An 18,147-nucleotide genomic window follows, 5' to 3' on the forward strand; every position below is an offset into this window, starting at 1 on the left:
TTTGCAGGATTAATAAGAAGTTCTGATGTTAGCCTTGCAGCAGCTGCACCAGCAATGAACCGTTATACAGCGCCTCTTTCACCAGCGCCGCGCCGGGCATGGTGCCCTGATTGAAGAACTGCGTGGATTCAACCTTGACCTGCTCGCTGTAGGCCGGCAGCGCCTGCTGGCGAATGCAAGAGGCGATGGCCGGGTGCAGGATCTCCGCCGCGCGGTTGAGCGGCGAACCCACCAGGATCTTCTCCGGATTGAACAGGTTGACCATGATAGCCAGAATGCGCCCCACGCTGTGGCCGACGCCGAGGATGATGTCCCGCGCCAGTTGATCGCCCGCCAGCGCGGCGTCGCACAGCGATTCAACGGTCAGCGGCGCGCCGTGCAGGCTGGAGCTCATCGAGCCGCTCAGCCGCTGCTGGGCGATCTCCAGCATGTTCTCGATGCTGGCCACGGTCTCGAGGCAGCCGTGGTTGCCGCAGTAACAGCGTTTGCCGTAAGGATCGACCTGGGTGTGGCCGATCTCCACCACGCTGTGGCTGCCGGCATGCAGCACGTGGCCGCCGGTGATCACACCGGCGCCGACGTTGTGGTCGATCACCACCTGAATCACGTTCTGGCTGCCGCGCGAGGCGCCGTACAACGCCTCGGCCATGGTCCAGGCGCTGATGTCGTGTTGCAAATAGACGGGCAGACCGGTCCGGGTTTCCAGCGCCGGGCCGAGCGGCATCTCCAGCACGTCGTAAAACGGCATGCGGTGCACCACGCCCGACTGCACGTCGATAATGCCCGGCAGCGTAATGGCGATCGCCGTCAACCGTTCCAGCTTGCTTTGGTGGCGAATAAAGAATTGATCGACTTCGGTCAGGATGCGTTTCAGCAGCGGTTCGGGATCTTCGGCCGCCAGCGGCAGCAGCTCTTCCACCACCAATTTGCTGCTCAGATCGCGCAGCGCCAGCGTGATGCTGCCGCGGCTGATGCGGGCGGACAGGTAGTGCCAGGCCTCGGTGTCCAGCACCAGCCCCACCGCCGGGCGGCCCCGGCTGCCGATTTCCTGGTACTCGGTTTCCTTGACCAGATGGGCTTCCAGCAGTTCACGCACGATCTTGGTGATGCTGGCGGGCGCCAGCTGTGCGCGTTTTGACAGTTCGATGCGCGAAATCGGGCCCAGTTGATCGATTAGCCGATAAACCGCCCCCGCATTGGTCTGTTTGATTTGATCAATATGCCCAGGCTGCCCAACCGCAATCACAAACCGGCTCCTACTATTTTTCGCGCTTCTAAATAAAGACTAGGGGTTATGGTGGGGCTTTTGTCATACAGCGTCAACTATTTGATTCGTTATGTGATTTGCTGCACAAATTCCTCGCAATTTCAGCGCGAATTGATTTTTATTTGCCCAATCTCAACGTCATTTCAGCATCAACGCCATCAGCGCCTGCGCCGCGGCGGTCAGCGGCCGTCGGCGGTGATGCACCAGCCACACTTCGGTCGTGGCGTCCGGCTCCGCCAGCGGCAAATAACGCACGCCGTCCACCCGCACCCGGGCGAAAGATGCCGGCAGAATCGAGACCCCCAATCCGGCGGAGACCAAACCGATGATGGTCATCGCTTCCCCCACTTCCTGAGTGATATACGGGGTAATGCCGGCCTTGCCGAGCAGCAGCAGAATTTCGTCATACAGCGCCGTGCCCACTTCGCGCGAGAAGAACACGAACGGCTCCTGCGCCAGGTGTTGAAAACGCAGCGCGCCGCCGGGCGTTTCCGCCAGCGGATGCCCCTCCGGCACCACCGCCACCAGCGGTTCGCGCAGCAGCAGCTGATAGTGCAGCGCTTCCGGCAGCCGCGTGTTGCGCATTACCCCCAGATCCAGCTCACCGTTCAGCAGCGGTTCGATCTGCTGTTTGGTGTTGATTTCGCGCATCTTGATGTGCACCTGCGGAGAATGCTGACGGAAAGCGCGCAGGCTGCGCGCCACCACGCCGATAAACGGTGCGGAAGAGGTAAAGCCGATGGTCATTTCCCCCAGTTCGCCGCGATCCAGGCGCGCCGCCTTTTCCGCCGCGCGGCCGACCTGATCGAGCACCTGATAGGCTTCTTTGAGGAACATCTCCCCGGCCTGCGTCAAGCTGACGTTGCGATTGTTGCGCGCCAGCAGCCGCGCGCCGACCATATCCTCCAGCGCCTGGATTTGCTGGCTGAGCGGCGGCTGGGAGATACGCAGCCGCTCCGCGGCGCGGCCAAAATGCAGCTCTTCCGCCACGGCGATAAAGTAACGCAGGTGTCTCAACTCGATATTCATATTTAAAAAGTCTTAATTGTAATTATTAATATATTAGACAAAAAAATCGCCGCTCCCTATCATTTTGTTATCTGCAAAGTGTCTGTTTATCTCCCCGAAGTTCGGTAAGGAAACGCTGTGACAACCCCTGTGCGTTCTGCGGCCGTGATGCCGTCGACGCTGGCCGCCAACGATGACGCGGCCGCTGCGCCAAAAGTAAAACGCTCCACCCTCAACAACAAACTCCCCTATATCGAACGCGGCACGCCGCAGTTTATGCGCGTAACGCTGGCGCTGTTTTCCGCCGGGCTGGCGACCTTCGCGTTGCTTTACTGCGTGCAGCCGATCCTGCCGGTGCTGTCGCAAGATTTCGGCGTCTCGCCGGCCGAAAGCAGCCTGTCGCTCTCGGTCTCTACCGGCCTGCTGGCGATCGGCCTGATGTTCACCGGGCCGCTGTCCGACGCCATCGGCCGTAAGTCGGTGATGGTGGTGGCGCTGTTGCTGGCGGCAGTCTGCACGCTGATTTGCGCCTTTATGACCAGCTGGCACGGCATTTTGCTGATGCGCGCGTTGATCGGCCTGTCGCTGAGCGGCGTGGCGGCGGTCGGCATGACCTATCTCAGCGAAGAGATCCATCCCAGCTTCGTCGCCTTCTCGATGGGGTTGTACATCAGCGGCAATTCGATCGGCGGCATGAGCGGCCGCCTGGTGACCGGGGTGTTGACCGACTTCTTCTCCTGGCGCGTCTCACTCGGGGTCATCGGTCTGTTCGCCCTCGCCGCCGCCTTCATGTTCTGGCGCATTCTGCCAGCTTCGCGGCATTTTCGCGCCAGCTCACTGCGCCCCCGCACGCTGCTGATCAACTTCAAACTGCATTGGCACGATAAGGGGCTGCCGCTGCTGTTCGCGGAAGGCTTTCTGCTGATGGGCAGCTTCGTCACCCTGTTCAACTACATCGGTTATCGCCTGCTGGCGGATCCTTATCATCTGAGCCAGGCGATCGTCGGCCTGCTGTCGGTGGTCTACCTCACCGGTTCCTACAGCTCGCCCAAGGCCGGCGCGCTCACCTCGCGCTTCGGGCGCGGCCCGGTGCTGCTGGCGTCGATCGTGATTATGCTGATCGGGATTCTGATTACCGCGTTGCCGCAGGTGCCGGCGATCTTTATCGGCATGATGCTGTTCACCGCCGGTTTCTTCGCCGCCCACTCGGTGGCCAGCAGCTGGATCGGCCGCCGTGCGCGCCGCGCCAAAGGCCAGGCGTCGTCGCTGTATCTGTTCTGTTATTACGTCGGCTCAAGCGTGGCCGGGACCCTCGGCGGCGTGTTCTGGCACAGTTTCGGCTGGAATGGCGTGGCGGCGTTCATCAGCCTGATGCTGTTGCTGGCGCTGCTGGTGGTGCATTACCTGAAGCGCCTGCCGGAAGCGGCGCGCCTGTGAATAAAAAAGCCGCGGTGGATTACCGCGGCTCGCTATGCCAATGCCGGTGATTATTGACCGGTTTTCCAGCGGGTGCGCAGGTACTCCACGGCCTTATCCGTTTGCGGCTCGGTCAGATAACGTTGCCGGAACAGGATGGTTCCCCCCATCCCCGGCAAGCTCTCGTTGAGATCCAACTGCCTTTTCAGCTCAGGAACGCCGCCGTCGACGGTCCATGCCGGTTCGCTCGCCGATGGCGTGCCCACTTTATACAGCGCCACCCCGGCATAAAGCCGAACCGGCGTGTCTTTCACCACCTCGGCCCACCAGTTGGCCAGCACGTCGTAGCGAACTATTTCACGATCGAAAGGCCAGTACAGCTGCGGTGCGATGTAGTCGAGCAGCCCCAGTTTGACCCACTGGCGCGTATCGGCATAGGCCGCATCGTACGATGGCGCGCCGGCCTGAGTCGCCGAGCCGGCGGGATCGTCCGCTTTGTTTCGCCAGACGCCCGCCGGGCTGACGCCAAACGCGACAGCGGGCTTTAGCGCCCTGACGGTGGCTGAAACCTGTTTTATCAATTGCAGCGTATTGTCTCTTCGCCAACTGGCCTTGTCTGCAAACCCTTTGCCGTATTCGCGATACGTCTTTTCATCATCCAGCGGCGATTGCGGCGTCTCATAATAGAAATAATCGTCAAATTGAATGCCGTCGACGTCATAGTTTTTGACGACTTCCGCCACCACGCCGGTGATCCAGTTGCGCACATCGGGTAAGCCAGGATCGAGCGCAAAGCGGTCGTTGGCCGTACGTATCCAGTCGGGATGCAGCGCATAGACGCTGGCCGGCGGGGACTGCAGCGTTTGATTAAGCGCATCAATCGTTTGCTGCCGGGTATTCATGGAAACCCGATAAGGATTCAGCCAAGCGTGCACTTTGATGCCGCGCCGGTGCGCTTCTTTCAGCATAAAGGCCAGCGGATCGTAACCCGGATCCTGGCCCACGGTGCCGGTCAATACCTCCGACCAGGGCAAGATGTCAGAACGCCACAGGGCCGTTCCGTCCGGTTTAACCTGAAAATACACCGTGTTAATCCCGGTTTTCACCATGTCGTCCAGTGCGTCCGTCAGCGCCTGCTGCTGCAGGCGAATTCGCTCTGGCGCGGTTTCCGCTTTCAGGGAGGCCGCCGGCGGCCAGTCCAGCCCCATGACGGTGGCCAGCCAGATGCCCCGCATCGGTGTGACCGGCGGTGCAGGCTGCGGAGGCTTTTCCGGCTCAGGGGGTTTGGCGCATCCGCTCACGCCCAGCATGGCGGCCATCAACAGCCATCCGCCTAGTTTTGTTGCGCCTGTCGGCATAAATGTTCTCCTTCCGTGAGTGACGGTTATCCCATGTCGTATCGTGCAGAGCAAGAAACCGCCCGCTTTCTCAACGCTATCCCGCGACCGGCGTCGCCCTTTCTGACGACGCCGGTACTTGTCCCATTACCAGCTCAGCCCGGTCCCGCGAGGGAACGCCACCTTGCCCGTATTGGTTTCCTCATCGTAGTCATGCCAGGTGTTGACCGGCAGTTTTCCGTGCGGTGTGATTTTTCCCGTCAGCACCTGCGCCAGAGATATCATCGAGGGACCGCGCCATACGCCGCTGTCATACCCGTAGTAAGAATAGGTGGCGACGGCTGCATCCACGTCTGCGGCATAGTTCACGATATCGTAAGGCGCGCGCAATGAGAGGTGAACGCGTTTTTTCCCCTGCTCGGCGGCGTATTTCAACCAGCCCGGATAAGGACTGGAATCATTAGCCGCCCCGGTTGCGGAGGTCACGACCCCATCCTGCTCGGCAGGCGTAAAGCGGGTCGAAAGCGTGCCGAGCAGGAACACGTCGCAATCGGCAATATGCGCCCTGATTTGGGCATCGCTCAGTTCCGTTTCCTTCGCGGCAACGACGTTCTGGTAGCCCTCCTGCGCCATCACGTTAGCGATGCCTTTGGCCTGCTCACCCCACGGGGTCAGGATAAAATAGCGCAGCGCCTTGTCTTTCAACGGCAGCAGGCTGTGGCGGTTAATGACCACGGTAATGGAGCGATCGGCGATGCGTTTTTCCAGCTTATGCGCTGAGGACGAAACGCTGCTGGAACAAGGGGCCTCGCGATGCCCCATCAGGTGATGGCGTAATTTGAGGCGCAAAATGCGCTCGACCGAAGCATCGATATCGGCCTCGCTGAGATGCCCTGTTTTCACCCGGTCCGCAAGGTAACGAATCAGGTCCGGCAGCAGGTTAGCCTGGGCCGGCGAAGCGATGCTGACAGGCATCAGGGCGATATCCACCCCGGCGGCAAAGACGTTTTCAGCCGCCCCTTGCTGGCTGAAATGCTCGGCAATCGCCCCCATATCCAGCGCATCTGAAATCGTTACGCCGGCATAACCCAGCTCATCGCGCAGGATGCGGGTCTGAATTTCATGCGACATGGTGGCCGGCACCGTGATTTTTTCGCCGCTGCGGGTGTCGATCTGGCGGTTATCCAGCGCGGGGTACTGAATATGCGCGGTCATGACCATGTCCGGCGCCGCACAGCGGTCAATGGCCTGTTTGTAAGGCGCGATATCGATGGCAAACGCCTCTTCCCGCGTACGGTCGACGCGCGGCAAACCGGTATGCGAGTCGGTGGAGGTGCTGCCATGGCCAGGGAAGTGTTTGTAAGCGGTGATAAGCCCTTGCTGCTTCATCCCCGCCACCATTTTCTCGGCCAGGCGGGAAACGGCGTTCTTATCATCGCTGAAGGCGCGAACGTTAATCACCGGGTTGAACGGGTTGGTGTTGACGTCCACAACCGGTGCAAAGTTGGTATTGATATGCAACGCGCGCATATCCTGGGCCATCAGTTCGCCCTGTTCAACGGCGAGCTGTTTATCCGCGCCGCCCTCAATCGCCGCGGCGAGTGCCATATTGCCGGGGAATGAGGCATAGTCGCCGCGCGGCAGCCGGAAAACGTTACCGCCCTCGTTATCCGTGCCAATGAACAGGCGGATGCCGGCGTGGGTTTTCATCGCGGCATACCAGGCCGTTAACGTATTGATCTGCTGCTTATCTTTCAGATTATTGGCAAACAGGATCACCCCGCCCACATGGTTATCGGTGATCAGCTTGCCAATGGCTTCATCGGGAACGGTCATATCCTGATTGCTGCTACCGTTCCGATCCCAGTAGCGAAAATCCAGCATGATTTTTTGCCCGATCTTCTCTTCCAGCGTCATGTTTTTGACTTTCTGTTTAATATCCACAGTAAACCTCCTGTTAAAGCACCCGTTAATGACAGAAGAAAAGATAACCCCAAGGGCTCATAGCGTCCTGCCATTCTGTTTGTTCCAGCGTTTGGACAACGGCAAACGGGAAATGGATTAAACAGAAGACAAACGAACAGGAAAAAATCCATCAATGAATCAAAACCATAAGAAGAGCAGGTTTATTTTCGACAATCACACTTGCCCGCATGCGTAGCAGACGAGCGAGAGAATTCCCCCTGCTGCCCGCCCTGTTTCCCCCTGGTAAGCCGGGTGGGCAGTTAAGCCGAGTATTGTCCCATTGCCGATGTTGCCCCCAGCCTGCTACTCTCCTATAGTATGTTGTAACTAAAATAGGGGCATATGATGAGCAAATACGATGTGATTGGCCGGATGAACGCCTGCTTTGCCGAACTGGAGCAAGCCCTCGGCGCATTGCAGCAGCAGATAACCCCGCTGCGGCTGCTGGCGGCGCGGGTGTTCAGCCTGCCGGAGGTAGAAAAAGGCCAGGAACATCAGGCCATTTCGCATATCGCGGTCGAGCAGCATGTGGGGCAAGCGGCGCGCGATCTGGCGCTGGAACACTATCAGCGGCTCTTCATCCACCATAACCGTGAGAATGTCAGCAGCAAGGCCGCCGTGCGCCTGCCCGGCGTCATCTGTCTGGCGGTGGAGCAACCGGAGTATCAGGCGCTGCAGGCGCAGCTGGCGCTGATCAACCGCCTGAAAGGCGAACTGGAGCAGATTATCACCGTCGATTCCGGCCTGGCGCCGGAGCAGCGTTTCGAATTCGTGCACACCCATTTGCACGGGCTGATTACCCTCAGCGCCTACCGCACCCTCACCGCCCTGACCAATCCCGACTCGGTGCGCTTCGGCTGGGCCAACAAGCACATCATCAAAAACGTCAAACGGGACGACATCCTGGCGCAGCTGGAGAAAAGTCTGAAAGCCGGCCGCGCGGTGCCGCCGCACAGCCGTGAACAGTGGGCCGCCCTGGTCAGCCGCGAAATAGACGATGTCAGCCGTCTGCCGCAGCATGCGACGTTGAAAATCAAGCGGCCGGTCAAAGTGCAGCCGATCGCCCGCGTGTGGTATCAGCAGCAGCAAAAGCAGGTGCAACACCCCTGCCCGCTGCCGCTGATCGCCCTGTGTCAGGTTGAAAGCGGCGCTGCGGTGCCGAAGATCGGCGAACTGCTCAACTACGACGCCGACGCAGTAAAGCATCGCTACAAACCCGACGCCAGGCCGCTGCGGCTGCTGGTGCCGCGCCTGCACCTGTATACCGACGGCACTACTCGCTGAGGGCATATACCCGCAGGCGATGACCGTCCGGATCCCGCGCCACAAAGGTGTAGCCGAATTCCATTTCGGTTGGCGTTTGCTCGATAGGCAGCCCGAGCTCGCGCCACTGGTTATAGCGCGCCTCCACCTCTTGCGGATCCTGGCATAAAAAGCCCAGTTCACCGCCGCCGCCGGTCAGCGTGGCGGCGGGTTTTACCCCCTGTTTGGCCCACATCCCGAGCTTGAAGCCGTTGTTGAGCACGAACAGGGCAAAGCCGGGAGAAAGCTCTACCGGCGCCTGCCCCAGCAGGCGTTGATAAAAGGCAGCGCTGTTGAGCGGGTTATCGACGTAAAGCAGGGTCATGCTGGGAAGGGTCATCGGTCTGTCCTCTGGGTGATGGGAACCGGTTGGTTCCCGATAGGCACAGACTAAAGGAGGCGACTGACAGTTTATGGCAGCAGCGTGTCGTTATTGTTCCGCAATGCCTTCGCTCAACCGCCACTCTTTCAACAGTCGCCGCCGGCCATGCGGATAACGCTGTTCAAGCGGCGTGGCGGCCTGAATGCGATCGAGGCGAAAATGACGAAAGGCCTGACGCAACTCACACCAGGCAACCAGCATCTGGAACTGGTCGAAAAAGCCCAGCGCAAAGGGCCACAGCAGGCGTTCGCTGCGCTGCCCCGCCAGGTCGAGATAGTCGATATGCAGCTTGCGCTCGCGGCGGATGCTGTCACGGATTAACACCCGCATCTCATCCGCCACCGGCGGCGACTGAGCCGGTGCGATAAGCAGCGTGTTGGCCTCCAACTCCTCCCGCAGCGCCGTCGGCAGCACCGCGGCGATCTTGGCGAGCGCCTGGCCCGCGGCGCTCGCCAACTGGCTGTCGCCGCGGCGGCTGACCCAGCGCATGCCCAGCACCAGCGCTTCTATTTCCGCTTGCGAGAACATCAGCGGCGGCAGCATAAAACCGGGGCGCAGCACATAGCCGAGCCCCGCCTCGCCGACGATCTCCGCTCCCTGCTGCTGCAGCGTGGCGATATCGCGGTAAAGCGTGCGCATGCTGATGCCCAGCGTCTGCGCCAACGCATGGCCCGCCACCGGATAGCGGTGGCTGCGCAGCAGCTGCATCAGATCGAGTAAACGTTGTGCGCGCGACATCTTAATTTCTCCATAAAAAAGGGGCTTACCTCAGTAAGCCCCCGGTTGCCTCACAGATCAATTATTTCTGCATGCTGCCGACCATCGCCTCTGGGCGCACCCATTCATCGAACTGCGCTTCGGTCAGATAGCCGAGCTTCAGCGCTGCGGCTTTCAACGTCAGCCCTTCCTTGTGCGCTTTCTTGGCGATTTGCGCCGCTTTGTCATAACCGATATGGGTGTTGAGCGCCGTCACCAGCATCAGCGATTCATTCAGCAACTGGGTGATGCGATCGCGGTTCGGTTCGATGCCCACCGCGCAGTGCTCGTTGAAGCCCTGCATACCGTCGGCCAGCAGGCGGATCGACTGCAGGTAGTTGTGGATCACCATCGGGCGGAACACGTTCAGCTCGAAGTTGCCGGAAGCGCCGCCGATATTCACCGCCACGTCGTTGCCCAGCACCTGCGCGCACAGCATGGTCATCGCTTCGCACTGGGTCGGGTTGACCTTGCCCGGCATGATGGAGCTGCCCGGCTCGTTCTCCGGGATAGAAATCTCGCCGATGCCGCAGCGCGGGCCGGACGACAGCCAGCGCACGTCGTTGGCGATCTTCATCAGCGAAGCCGCCAACCCTTTCAGCGCGCCGTGCCCCTGCACCAGCGCATCGCAGGTCGCCAACGCTTCGAACTTGTTCGGCGCGGTGACGAACGGCTGATGGGTCAACTCCGCCAGCGCTTTAGCGACGCGTACGGCGTACTCCGGATGGGTGTTCAGGCCGGTGCCGACCGCCGTGCCGCCCAGCGCCAGCTCGGCGATGTGCGGGATGCTGTCTTCGATGTGTTTCAGATTGTGCGCCAGCATCGCCGCCCAGCCGGAGATTTCCTGGCCCAGGGTCAGCGGCGTGGCGTCCTGCAGGTGGGTGCGGCCGATTTTGACGATGCCGCGGTAGGCTTCGGCCTTGTCGCTCAGCGTCTTGTGCAGCACTTTCAGCTCGGGGATCAGGTGCTCGCGCAGCGCAATCACCGCCGCCACGTGCATCGCGGTGGGAAACACGTCGTTGGAGCTCTGACTTTTATTGACGTCGTCGTTCGGATGCACCTTGCGCTCTTCACCTCGCACGCCGCCCAGCAGCTCGCTGGCTCGGTTGGCCAACACTTCGTTCATGTTCATGTTGGTCTGAGTGCCGGAGCCGGTTTGCCAGATGGACAGCGGGAACTGGTCGGCATGGCTGCCCGCCAGCACTTCGTCGGCAGCGTTGATGATGGCGGCGCCCCGCTCGGCCGGCAGCAGCCCCAGGTCCACGTTCACCTGCGCGGCGGCGCGCTTGGTCAACGCCAGCGCATGGATCAGCGCGGTCGGCATCTTTTCGGAGGAAATGCGGAAATGCGCCAATGAGCGCTGGGTCTGTGCGCCCCACAGCTTGTCGGCCGGTACTTCGATGGGGCCCATGGAGTCTTTTTCGATACGAACGCCTGCCATCATTGTCTCCTTAGCATAATTCCTAAAATTGTAGGGTTAGGCCGACGCGCTACCCCCCGTCGGCACGCATTCCCAGTATAGTGACATAATAATTATTCGCATTAAGAGAGTTATCTCACAGCACGATTCATCTCTTTTACCCATTCATGACGCGGTTATTTGCCGTCGGTTAACCCGCGCCGAAATAAAGGCGAAGAAAGAACCGGGATAATAAACGCGGAGATGAAATTAACGCGCGTGACGCGAATTAAAATTATTGATGCGCTGCGCCTGTAAGTGATTGAGTTCATCGATCCGCTGCTGTTGCAAATGATTGATCTCATCGTAGGCATCCTGCCGTTCATTATGGCGATACGCCCCGGTCGCCACCGCGCCGGCGGTGAGCGCCAGCGGATGTGCCACGGGTGCAGTTACGGCGGGAAGCGCGACCGGTGCGGGCGCAACGACGATCGGCGCCGGCGTTACCACCACGGCGCGCGGGGCCGCGTAGGGATAGGTGACGATCACCGCCCCCTGGGCCGCCCCGGTGCAAAGCCCCAACAACAGCAACCATTTTTTCATGCAACAGACCTCTCATTTCGTTAAATCGACTCGTTAACGGCTACGGTAAAGCGGTCTGTCGTTCAGGTTTAAGCTCGGCGTGTGATCGCCCGACTTGGCGCAAAAATAATAATAAGGGAATGGCTCAGAAGGTAAAAAATAAATTCCGCCGACATACTTTGACATGCCGATAAATAAATAATGACGTAGAAAGCCTGCGCTGTCGGCAATAATTTCTTTCCCTACAATCAACGATCGATTGGCGGATTTATCGGGCCCTCTTGAGGCCGGTGAGCCATTTGAGACGCCGATCGTTATCACGCTATACTCTGGCCGCGTGGCCGGACGCAACCTTATCCGGCGTTGTTTTGATCGCGCCCATGAGGGTTCCTGCCGACGCGGGCGTATGATGGTTGTCGGCACAGATGAAGCGAATCGTATAAAATCAGTAAGTTATTGCCATTAGTACGGCAATGACGCAAAGGACGTTTATCGACATGCAAAAAATGACCAACGCGGTACAGAATTACGCCTGGGGCAGCCACGATGCGCTGACCCGTCTTTACGGCATCGCCAACCCGGATAATCAGCCGATGGCCGAACTGTGGATGGGCGCGCATCCCAAGAGCCCTTCCCGCGTGCCCGGCGCCGATGGCGCACTGCGTTCGCTGCGCTGTCTTATCGATGAAGACCAGCCAAAGCAGTTGGGCGCTGACGTCGCCAGCCGCTTTGGCGAGTTGCCGTTCCTGTTTAAAGTGCTCTGCGCCGATCAACCGCTGTCTATCCAGGTCCACCCGAGCAAAGCGGCGGCCGAGATCGGCTTCGCGAAAGAGAACGCCGCCGGCATCCCGCTGAGCGCCGCCGAACGCAACTATAAAGATCCCAATCACAAGCCCGAGCTGGTCTTCGCCCTGACGCCGTTCCTGGCGATGAACGGCTTTCGCGAACTGACCGATATCGTCTCCCTGCTGCAACCGATCGCCGGCGCGCACCACGATATCGCCACCTTCCTGCAGCAGCCGGACACCGCCCATCTGTCTACCCTGTTCGCCAGCCTGCTGACGATGAGCGGCGAGCAAAAGTCGCTGGCGCTCGGCGTGCTGAAAGCCGCGCTCAACAACCAGCAGGGTGAACCCTGGGATACCGTGCGCTTCATCGCCGGTTTCTATCCGGACGACAGCGGCCTGTTCTCACCGCTGCTGCTGAACGTGGTGCAGCTCGCGCCGGGCGAGGCGATGTTCCTGTATGCCGAAACGCCGCACGCCTATCTGAAAGGCGTGGCGCTGGAGGTGATGGCCAACTCGGACAACGTGCTGCGCGCCGGCCTGACGCCGAAATTTATCGACGTGCCCGAGCTGCTGGCCAACCTGCAGTTCCGCCCGCAGCCGGCGTCCGGCCTGCTGACCCAACCGGAGCGGCGCGGCAACGAACTGTTCTTCCCGATCCCGGTGGAAGATTTCGCCTTCTCGCTGCACGATTTGACCGCCGCGCCGCAGGCGCTCGCGCAACGGAGCGCGGCTATCGTGTTCTGCGTCAGCGGCGAAGCGACGCTGGAAAAATCCGGGCAGCGCCTGACGCTCAAACCGGGTGAATCCTGCTTTATCGGCGCCTTCGAATCGCCGGTCAACGTCAGCGGCAGCGGCCGCATCGCCCGGGTTTATAACCAACTGGCCTAACCGTTGATAAATTTCAGCAAATTGCTTGCTGAAAGCGAGAGCTGCCCCCACAATTAAACGCCTGCGGGCGTTTTTTGTCGGCCCACATTTGCCCCCTCCCTCGCAACGGAGGGTTATAAGAAAAAAGGATGAAACAGAGCTATGAAAAAATCGTTAGTCGCTGTCAGCGTCATTGTCGTTCTTGGCGCAGCATGGACCGGGGCATCCTGGTACACCGGGAAACAGATCGAGCAGCACATGGGCGAAGTCGTCGACAACGCCAACGGCCAACTGAAAGCCTATCTGCCGAAAGCCGGCGTCAAGCTGAGCTATGAAAATTACCAGCGCGGCCTGTTCAGCAGCAAAGTGCGTTATGTGCTGCGCTCCGACGGCACGGATACCAGCGAAAACGCGGCGCTGAAAGCCGGTGAAGAAGTGGCGTTCCTGGAAACCATCGATCACGGTCCGTTCCCGTTCGCGCAGCTGAAAAAATTCAACCTGCTGCCGAGCATGGCGTCGGTGCATACCGAGCTGGAAAACACCCCGGCGGTGAAAGGCCTGTTTGAAACCACCAAAGGCAAATCGCTGTTTACCGCCGATTCGCGCATCTCGTACAGCGGCGATACCGCGTCCGCCATCGACTTTATCCCGCTGGACTACCAAAAGGATAAATCTTCGCTGAAATTCAGCGGCGCCACCATTAACGCCGACGTGTCCCGCGATCTGAAAAAATTCGCGCTGGACGCCAATAGCGACAACATCGTGTTCGCCAGCCCGAACGAATTTGGCCAAAACGAGCAGATCACCTTCCAGGGCTTCAACCTGAAAGGCAACAGCAACGAAAGCAAGTTCGGCGTGAAGCTCGGCGATCAAACGATGACGCTGAAACAGTTCAAACTGACGATCGACGGTAAAGACACCGTGGCGTTGGACGGTTTCAATCTGGTGAGCAAGTTCGGCGAGCAAGGCAGCAGCAATATCGGCGGCCAGATCGATTACACCATGGACGCGCTCAAGGTGCAGGGCAACGACTTCGGCGCCGGTAAACTGACGCTGAAAATCGACAACGTCGACGGCAAGGCGCTGAAAGACTTCTCCGACAGCTACAACCGCCAAACCATGGCGCTGCTGCAGCAGGGCGAGAACCTGGATCCGGACGTCTACGAACAGCAGACCTCCGAGATGCTGCAAAAGAACCTGCCGATGCTGCTGAAAGGCAACCCAAGCCTCAGCATCGCCCCGCTGAGCTGGAAAAACAGCAAGGGTGAGAGCATCTTCACGCTGGATCTGGCGATGACCGATCCGAGCAAGGCCGCCTCCCCGGCACAGTCGCCGGATCAAGTGATCGCTCAGGCGGTTAAAAAGCTGGATCTCAGCCTGACCATTCCGGAAGCGATGGCTACCGAAGTGACCGCGAAGACCGCCTTGTTGCAGGGTTACAATGAGGAAGACGCGCAGAAACTGGCGCAGCAGCAAGTGCAGGGCCTGGCGGCCATGGGTCAGATGTTCAAGCTGACCACCCAGAAAGACGGCGTGATCGCGAGCAAGTTCCACTACGCTGACAATCAGGTTGACCTGAACGGCAACAAAATGTCGCTGCAGGAGTTCATCAGCCAGTTCGCCATGCTGGGCGCCCCGGCGGAAGACGGCGAACCGGCGCAGGAAGCGGAACCCGCTCCGGCACCGGCGCAGTAATCGCCTGAAAGCCTTAACAAGGGCCCCCTGCGGGGCCCTTTTTATTTACGCCGCATAAACCGCATCGCGGATCTGCTGCGGGTAGCGGCCACACATGCCCTCAAATGCGGTATTGGTCAAGACAACCACGCTCAGCTGCGCCTCTGGATCAAAGAACCAGCTGTGGCCGTAAACGCCGCCCCAGGTCAGGGTACCGGCATGCTGCGGCGTCTGCGCAGCGTCTGGATCCACCAGCAGCGCGCCGCCAAAGCCGAAGCCCCAGCCCGGCCCTTGCGTTTGCGCCTCGACGCCGACGTGCGGGTGACGCAGCAACGCCACCGTATCCGGTTGCAAAATGCCCTGCCCGCCGCTGCGCAGCGCCTCCACCAGCCGCAGCACGTCGTCGGCATCACCGACCATGCCCGCGCCGCCGGAGGGATAGGCTCCGACGTTAAGCGCGCGCGCCGGCGAGAACGTCACTTCTCCCCCCGCCATGCCTTCCGGCAAGGCGATCCGCACGCCTTCCGGCATGCGCCGCGGCCCCTGCGGCGTATTGTAATAAGGCGTCGCCAGGTTAGCGGCATGGGTCGCATGGAACGCGGTATTGCCGAGCCCCAGCGGCCGCGCCACCCATTCGACAAACAGCTGCGGCAGCGGCATGCCCGTCACTCGCTCCAGCACCGCGCCGAGCACGTCGATCGCCAGCGAATAGTTGAAGCGCGCGCCCGGTTCCGACAGCAACGGCGCCTGCGCCAACAGCCGCAGGTTTTGCTCCAGCGTCAGCGTCGACAGCTCCACGCCGTCCTGGATCCCCAACTGATGGTAAACGCCTGCTGGCGGTTGGTTCAGCCGATAGTCGAGCCCGGCGGTATGACTCAGCAAATGACGAATCTTGATCGTCGGGCGCCGGCCGTCGGCCAGCGCCGGGGTAAACCACGGCAGCCAATCGCTGACCGCATCGTCGAGGCTCAGCTTGCCTCGTTCAATCAAACGCAGCGCCGCCAGCGTGGTATAGGGTTTGGAAACCGACGACAGCCGAAACTGCGTTTCTCGCCGCATCGGTTGCCGCGCTTCGCGATCGGCATAACCGGCCGCACCGGCGTAGCAAATTTCACCCCGCCGCGCCACCAGCACCACGCTGCCCACGATGCGCCCTTCGGCCATCGCCTGTTGATCGATCGCCGCGATCCGTTCTGTTAACGCCCGTTGTTCTGCCGACATGATTTTTATCTCGCTGAGGGAAAGTAAAAATCAGTCTAAAACGTTCGTCATAAATTAAAATAAGGCATAATTTAATGAATCATTAAGCACAGGTTATTGATAGATGAGTTCACTCCTGCAGCTGCTGCCCTATTTCGAAGCCGTCGCGCGGCTGGGCAACTTCACCCGCGCGGCCAACCAGCTGGGTGTCACGCCGCCGGCGGTGTCGCAAAACATTCAGGCGCTGGAGAATCAGCTGGGGGTGCGCTTATTCCACCGCACCAGCCGCTCGGTACGTCTCAGCGACGAGGGCCGACTGTTTTACCAGAAGGTCTCGCCGGCGATGAACCAGATAGACGTGGCGGCGGACGACGTGCGCGCCCTGGGCGCGCAGCCGGCGGGCCTGCTGCGCATCACGCTGCCGCAACTGGCCGCTTCGCTGCTGGTGATGCCGCACCTGGCGGAGTTTCAGCGGCGCTATCCCGAAGTGCAGCTGGAGCTGTTTACCGAAGACCGCTTTTCCGATCTGGTGCTGGGCAGTTTCGATGCCGGCATTCGCATGCACGCCATGCTGCAAAAGGACATGATCGCCGTGCCGATCGACAACGGCCAGCGCCGGGTGCTGGTCGCCTCACCCGATTATCTGACGCGTTGCGGCGCGCCGGCCACGCCGGACGATCTGCTCGCGCACCATTGCCTGCGCTACCGTTTTCCCGGCAGCGGCAAATTGGAGCCCTGGTATTTCAGTCGGCACGGCGATGAGCGGGCGCTGGACGTCAGCGGCAGTTTGATCTTTAACGAAGATCGGCTGATCAAGGATGCGGCGTTGGCGGGCCTGGGGATCGCGCAACGTTTTCAGGGCACGGTGGTGCAGGAACTGGCGCAGGGCGATCTGGTGGAGGTGCTGCCGGAGTATGCCAGCGAGGCATCGGGATTTTTCATCTACTTTCCCGCCGGCAGGCATCTGCCGCTCAAGCTGCGCGCTTTTATCGATTTCATGCGCGAACGGCGAGAGCGACAGCACCGGTAACAGGGGCGCCCCGACGGCGCCCCCCACGATCAGCGCTTATCCAGCGCTTGCACGATGCGGTAAGCCGCCTCGACCCGATCGTCGTTCGGGAACCATTTGTTGGCCAGCATCACCACGGCGATATTTTTCGCCGGGATAAACACCGCGTAGGTGGAGAAACCGCCGGTCGAGCCGGTTTTGTTATACCAACCGGCGCGCAGCTCCGGCTGCGGCGGCGTGATGGCGGTGGCCGGCGTGCCGTTCATGATCATCCCGGCGTTGTTGCCCTCGATCAGCCGCGACAGTTTCACCGGGTACGGGTAGTTCTCCCACATCAGATCCTGCGTGAACACGCCCGCTTTGTAATAGCCGACGTGCGTGGCGGCCAGCGCCTCGCGCCACGGCTGCGCGACCTTCGCCTGCTGCAGGTTGGCGTCCAGGTAACGAATCAGATCGCGGGCGTTGGATTTGATGCCGTAAGATTCGGCGTCCAGCGGGCCGGGATTGACGCGCACCGGCTTATCGTCCTTGTTGTAACCCTGGGCATAGTTGGCCATCTGCGCCGCCGGCACCTGAATGTAGGTGTGGCTCATGCCCAGCGCCGGCAGCATGCCCTGCTCCATGGCCTGGATAAACGGCCGATCGAGGCTCTTGGCGGCGATCATGCCCAGCATGCCGATACCGAGGTTGGAATAGACGCGGTAGCTGCCCGCCGGGTGCTTCGGCTGCCAGGCCCGGTAGTAAGCCATCAGTTGGGCGTTGTCGGTCACGTCGTCCGGCACGAACAGCGGCAGGCCGGATGTGTGGGTCGCCAGATTCAGCAGGCTGACGCCGTCGAAGGCGCTGCCGCGCAGCTCAGGCAGATAATGGCTGGCCGGATCGCTGAACGACAGCTTGCCCTGCTGCTGCGCATAGACCGCCAGCGTCGCGGTGAAGGTTTTGCTCAGCGACCCCACTTCGAACAGCGTCTGCTCGGTGATCGGTTTGCCGGTCTGTTTCGAGGCGACGCCATACGGGTAAATCTGCTGTTTGCCATCGACCGATACGGCGATCGCCATGCCCGGCACGCCGTATTTTTTCATCAGCGGCTGAATAACGGCGTCGATATCCTGCTGCTGCGCGGCGTGTGCGGTCGGCAAGATCAGTGCGGCGATCAGCGCGGCCGCCAGGCGGTTCATTTTCGTCATGATAGAGG

Annotated in this window: 16 protein-coding genes; 5 read left to right on the forward strand and 11 right to left on the reverse strand. The window is 60.4% G+C overall.

Annotated elements, in window-relative coordinates; all coding sequences use genetic code 11:
• Nucleotides 1–28 precede the first annotated feature (28 nt).
• Together mlc and ACUTQY_RS16540 are read right to left on the reverse strand one after the other, a co-directional pair.
• Nucleotides 29–1,246, reverse strand: coding sequence for a sugar metabolism global transcriptional regulator Mlc (gene mlc, locus ACUTQY_RS16535; RefSeq protein WP_033642978.1), 1,218 nt, complete (start codon nt 1,244–1,246; stop codon nt 29–31).
• 159 nt (nt 1,247–1,405) lie between these two features.
• On the reverse strand, nt 1,406–2,296 hold the full coding sequence (locus tag ACUTQY_RS16540; protein WP_033650481.1) for a LysR substrate-binding domain-containing protein: 891 nt from the start codon (nt 2,294–2,296) through the stop codon (nt 1,406–1,408).
• Nucleotides 2,297–2,443: 147 nt separating this feature from the next.
• Here ACUTQY_RS16540 and ACUTQY_RS16545 point away from each other — a divergent pair, with 147 nt between their 5' ends.
• Nucleotides 2,444–3,712: an MFS transporter gene (locus ACUTQY_RS16545; protein ID WP_169539675.1), complete on the forward strand. Its 1,269-nt coding sequence runs from the start codon at nt 2,444–2,446 to the stop codon at nt 3,710–3,712.
• 50 nt (nt 3,713–3,762) lie between these two features.
• On the opposite strand, the gene ACUTQY_RS16550 is transcribed toward ACUTQY_RS16545, so the two are convergent.
• A complete protein-coding gene (locus tag ACUTQY_RS16550; protein WP_033642975.1) occupies nt 3,763–5,049 on the reverse strand; it encodes a glycoside hydrolase family 10 protein in 1,287 nt (428 codons plus the stop codon).
• 126 nt (nt 5,050–5,175) lie between these two features.
• Nucleotides 5,176–6,972, reverse strand: a complete 1,797-nt coding sequence (locus ACUTQY_RS16555) for a glycoside hydrolase family 3 protein (protein WP_046686985.1) — start codon at nt 6,970–6,972, stop codon at nt 5,176–5,178.
• A 366-nt stretch (nt 6,973–7,338) separates the two neighbouring features.
• On the opposite strand from ACUTQY_RS16555, the gene tus reads away from it, so the two are divergent.
• Nucleotides 7,339–8,277 carry a DNA replication terminus site-binding protein gene (gene tus / locus ACUTQY_RS16560; RefSeq protein ID WP_033642973.1) on the forward strand — a complete coding sequence of 313 codons (939 nt, stop codon included), beginning with the start codon at nt 7,339–7,341 and terminating at the stop codon, nt 8,275–8,277.
• Here tus and ACUTQY_RS16565 read toward each other — a convergent pair.
• The 5 genes from ACUTQY_RS16565 to ACUTQY_RS16585 form a co-directional block, all read right to left on the reverse strand.
• Entirely contained in the window at nt 8,267–8,635 is a 369-nt protein-coding gene (locus tag ACUTQY_RS16565; RefSeq protein WP_028128189.1) for a VOC family protein, read from the reverse strand. The two genes, tus and ACUTQY_RS16565, sit on opposite strands and share 11 nt — an antisense overlap.
• A gap of 90 nt (nt 8,636–8,725) precedes the next feature.
• Nucleotides 8,726–9,415: a helix-turn-helix transcriptional regulator gene (locus ACUTQY_RS16570; RefSeq protein ID WP_033642971.1), complete on the reverse strand. Its 690-nt coding sequence runs from the start codon at nt 9,413–9,415 to the stop codon at nt 8,726–8,728.
• Between the two features lie 61 nt (nt 9,416–9,476).
• Complete coding sequence (gene fumC / locus ACUTQY_RS16575; protein ID WP_046686984.1) at nt 9,477–10,874, reverse strand: class II fumarate hydratase; 1,398 nt, start codon at nt 10,872–10,874, stop codon at nt 9,477–9,479.
• Nucleotides 10,875–11,102: 228 nt separating this feature from the next.
• Nucleotides 11,103–11,435 (reverse strand): hypothetical protein, encoded by a 333-nt coding sequence (locus ACUTQY_RS16580; RefSeq protein ID WP_033642969.1) that lies wholly within the window; start codon nt 11,433–11,435, stop codon nt 11,103–11,105.
• A 33-nt stretch (nt 11,436–11,468) separates the two neighbouring features.
• Nucleotides 11,469–11,735, reverse strand: coding sequence for a hypothetical protein (locus ACUTQY_RS16585; protein WP_128868934.1), 267 nt, complete (start codon nt 11,733–11,735; stop codon nt 11,469–11,471).
• Between the two features lie 176 nt (nt 11,736–11,911).
• Between ACUTQY_RS16585 and manA the strand changes: the two genes are divergently transcribed.
• A complete protein-coding gene (gene manA, locus ACUTQY_RS16590; RefSeq protein ID WP_033642968.1) occupies nt 11,912–13,090 on the forward strand; it encodes a mannose-6-phosphate isomerase in 1,179 nt (392 codons plus the stop codon).
• A gap of 141 nt (nt 13,091–13,231) precedes the next feature.
• Nucleotides 13,232–14,764 carry a YdgA family protein gene (locus ACUTQY_RS16595; RefSeq protein ID WP_046686983.1) on the forward strand — a complete coding sequence of 511 codons (1,533 nt, stop codon included), beginning with the start codon at nt 13,232–13,234 and terminating at the stop codon, nt 14,762–14,764.
• A gap of 45 nt (nt 14,765–14,809) precedes the next feature.
• On the opposite strand, the gene ACUTQY_RS16600 is transcribed toward ACUTQY_RS16595, so the two are convergent.
• Entirely contained in the window at nt 14,810–15,964 is a 1,155-nt protein-coding gene (locus ACUTQY_RS16600; protein ID WP_342188382.1) for a serine hydrolase domain-containing protein, read from the reverse strand.
• 103 nt (nt 15,965–16,067) lie between these two features.
• On the opposite strand from ACUTQY_RS16600, the gene ACUTQY_RS16605 reads away from it, so the two are divergent.
• On the forward strand, nt 16,068–16,973 hold the full coding sequence (locus tag ACUTQY_RS16605) for a LysR family transcriptional regulator (protein WP_033650491.1): 906 nt from the start codon (nt 16,068–16,070) through the stop codon (nt 16,971–16,973).
• A 29-nt stretch (nt 16,974–17,002) separates the two neighbouring features.
• Here the strand turns inward: ACUTQY_RS16605 and ACUTQY_RS16610 are convergent, their stop codons facing one another.
• Complete coding sequence (locus ACUTQY_RS16610; protein WP_033642964.1) at nt 17,003–18,139, reverse strand: class C beta-lactamase SRT-3; 1,137 nt, start codon at nt 18,137–18,139, stop codon at nt 17,003–17,005.
• Nucleotides 18,140–18,147 lie beyond the last annotated feature (8 nt).

Source organism: Serratia sp. TSA_130.1 (genome assembly GCF_052691795.1).